Below are 2576 nucleotides of genomic sequence, written 5' to 3'. Positions count from 1 at the left end.
TCTTCAACATCGGCATGTCAGTTCCAAACGCTTTTGCGGCTTCCTCAGCTGTTTTTACGCCCGCGATTATTACAGGTGGCGAAGTTACTCTGGAACCTAATGAATTAAAAACAGCTTCAATATCAGCGGTTGAAACAGAAATTAACCGTTCTAGTTTTCTTTTATAGTAGCTTTCTTCGATGCCGTAAAGAAACCTGTAAAAGTCAACCATGCCTTTTTCCGAGGCGGTTTGCGGGCGCGTCTCTTTCGAGTAACACCCAATTATTGATTTAACAAGATAGTCCTCGGAACATTTTCCGTAAGAGCTGTCTTTAAAAATAGAAGAAATCACATCTAATGAACGCAGGGGATTCGGATCGCGGTATGTGGCGAAAGACACGCAGTTTTCAAGTGAATTGCTGTTGATAAAAGCGCCGTAAGCGCCGCCTTTCATCCGTATATCTTCCCACAACGCCCCGGTACTCAACTGGTGCGTTAAAACAAGTTCTGTAATTTGTTCCAAAGTGTCAAAAGGCACGGAATTTAACGTCAACGCCGCAAAACCCACTTGCAAAGACTTGGAAGCAAAAACTTCAGGTGCTTGCGTCCCTGCGCCTATTTCTGCTGAAAGTCGGGGCAAAGGCGGACCAAAGCGGCTGAATCTTTGCGCTATTTCCGCTCCTGCGGCATTAAGAGCGTTTCCTGTGATGTTTACAATAAGCCCCGCCTTAATAATTTTTTCTCTAATGTATTGCAATTTGTTAATTATTTCCCCAGTATCGAACCCGGCAAGCTGATGAACAAATTCAATCTGTGAAATTCCAGAGTATTTTTCTTCCACTCTTTTTGAACGCGAATTAAAACGGCCTGCCCTGCTTGATGAATAAATATGCCCCATTGGCGCAAGGCTGGAATTAATTTCGTTTTTCATTTCCAAAACAAGATCATTTATTCTTCTGCGGTCGGAAAAATCCGCTTCGCAGATTACGCGCATTGCAAGATCGGCCGTCGGCGCAATTTTTTCATCAAGGCATTTTAGACGGAAAATTATCCAGTCGCGGCCTGACAAATCAAAATTACCCGACGCGGTTTGCAACTGCATGGGAGTGTTCTTTACTGCCGACCCCGTGTGAAGAACCGCGTTAAAACCGCCAACAGTACGCGCCAGTAAACTTGACACTTCCCCATAATCCATGCCGGGAAGCCCGATGGATGTAATCACTCTGGAAAATAACGGCAGCCAGGAATAGTCTTCGGGAGGCAAAATATCTATCGGGAAAGCCAAATCCATATATGTAATGCCATTAGTGTAAATATCATGGCAAAGAGCGGGAACTCCGCGCAAATCTTCATGGCTGCGCGGAATAATATCTTCATTTGCGGTAAGATCGTTACGCGAAAGGTGAGGGATTGCCGCAAGCGCCTGCGGAGTGTCCGCTTCGCTTTGGATTTTTTCCAGTTCTTTGGACTTATCTAAAATTTGCCTCTGTTCTTCTTTACTTAATTTTTTATGAATATTTTTTAACTCTTTAGAAAGTTTCTTTTCCTGTTTATGCAAGAAATCATCTTTTGGCTCTAAGATAACAAGGGCGCGGTGCGGGTTATCAAGAAAATATTTTTGTATTAAAGATTCAAAATACTTTTTATCGCGTAAAAGATTTTCTTTTATTTTACTAAGAGGCCCGTTAATCAGCAACCCTTCCCACGGGTTACAGCCGTGCTGCCACGCCCTAAGAGAACGGCGCATCCAAACAAGGGAGAACGGCCCTCCTGAACGGCGTATTTCACGCTGGGAAAACTCAAGCGATAAAAGAGCCGCTTCTATTTCTTCCGGCGGAATACCTTCGCTCACAAGCCTACGAAGTTCCCCCATTATCAATTTTTCTATTGCCTCGCTTTTTTGCTTTACATTTCCCTTTACGCCTCTTAATCCCACGACAAATAAAGTTTCCCTAATCTCGCCTTCAAGCCCCGACACGGGGGTAATATCTTCTCCAAGACCGGACTCAATCAACGTTCTTGTCAAAGGAGAACCGTCGTGTCCCAAAAGAATTTCCGCAAGCGCTACTAACGCTAAATTTTCGTTAATATCGGTAACATCGGAACAAAGCCATGATAGAAAAATTGTTGATTTACTTTCGCTGCCCGAAGGACATTGCACATGATATTTTTTAGGTTCTTTCCAGCGCTGCGCTTTAACAATTGGATCACACGCCTTACCACCTTCCATTTTGGAAAAAAATTCATCGTTTAAAAAGGCAAGCTGTTTTTCCGTGGGAATATTGCCCGCAAGAAAAATTTTGCAATTAGCGGGAGAATAACGGCTGCGATGGAATTTTTTTAAGCCTTCCAATGTTAATTGCGGAATTGCCTGAGGATCGCCGCCTGATTCAAAACCGTAGGGAGTGTCCGGCATCACCGCTTTTACCGACCAGAGTCCCGCGTAAGTGTCAAGCGATGAATAAGCGCCTTTCATCTCATTGTAAACAACACCGGTAATTACAAGCTTTTCATTCTGATACTCCATCCTGTGTCCTTCCTGCATGAATGTCCATTCGGGAAGCAGTGGGCGAAAAACTGATTCGCCGTATCCCGAC

Annotated in this window: 1 protein-coding gene; it reads right to left on the bottom strand. The window is 44.0% G+C overall.

Annotated features, from left to right (window positions below; genetic code table 11):
• Window positions 1-2576: insulinase family protein (locus ACYVRA_RS06090; protein WP_461251860.1), on the bottom strand; the 2576-nt coding region annotated here is incomplete at both ends.

Source organism: Treponema sp. R8-4-B8, from assembly GCF_054786175.1.
The sequence above is the reverse complement of the archived record's forward strand: the minus strand, read 5'-3'. Positions and strand labels throughout refer to the sequence as shown.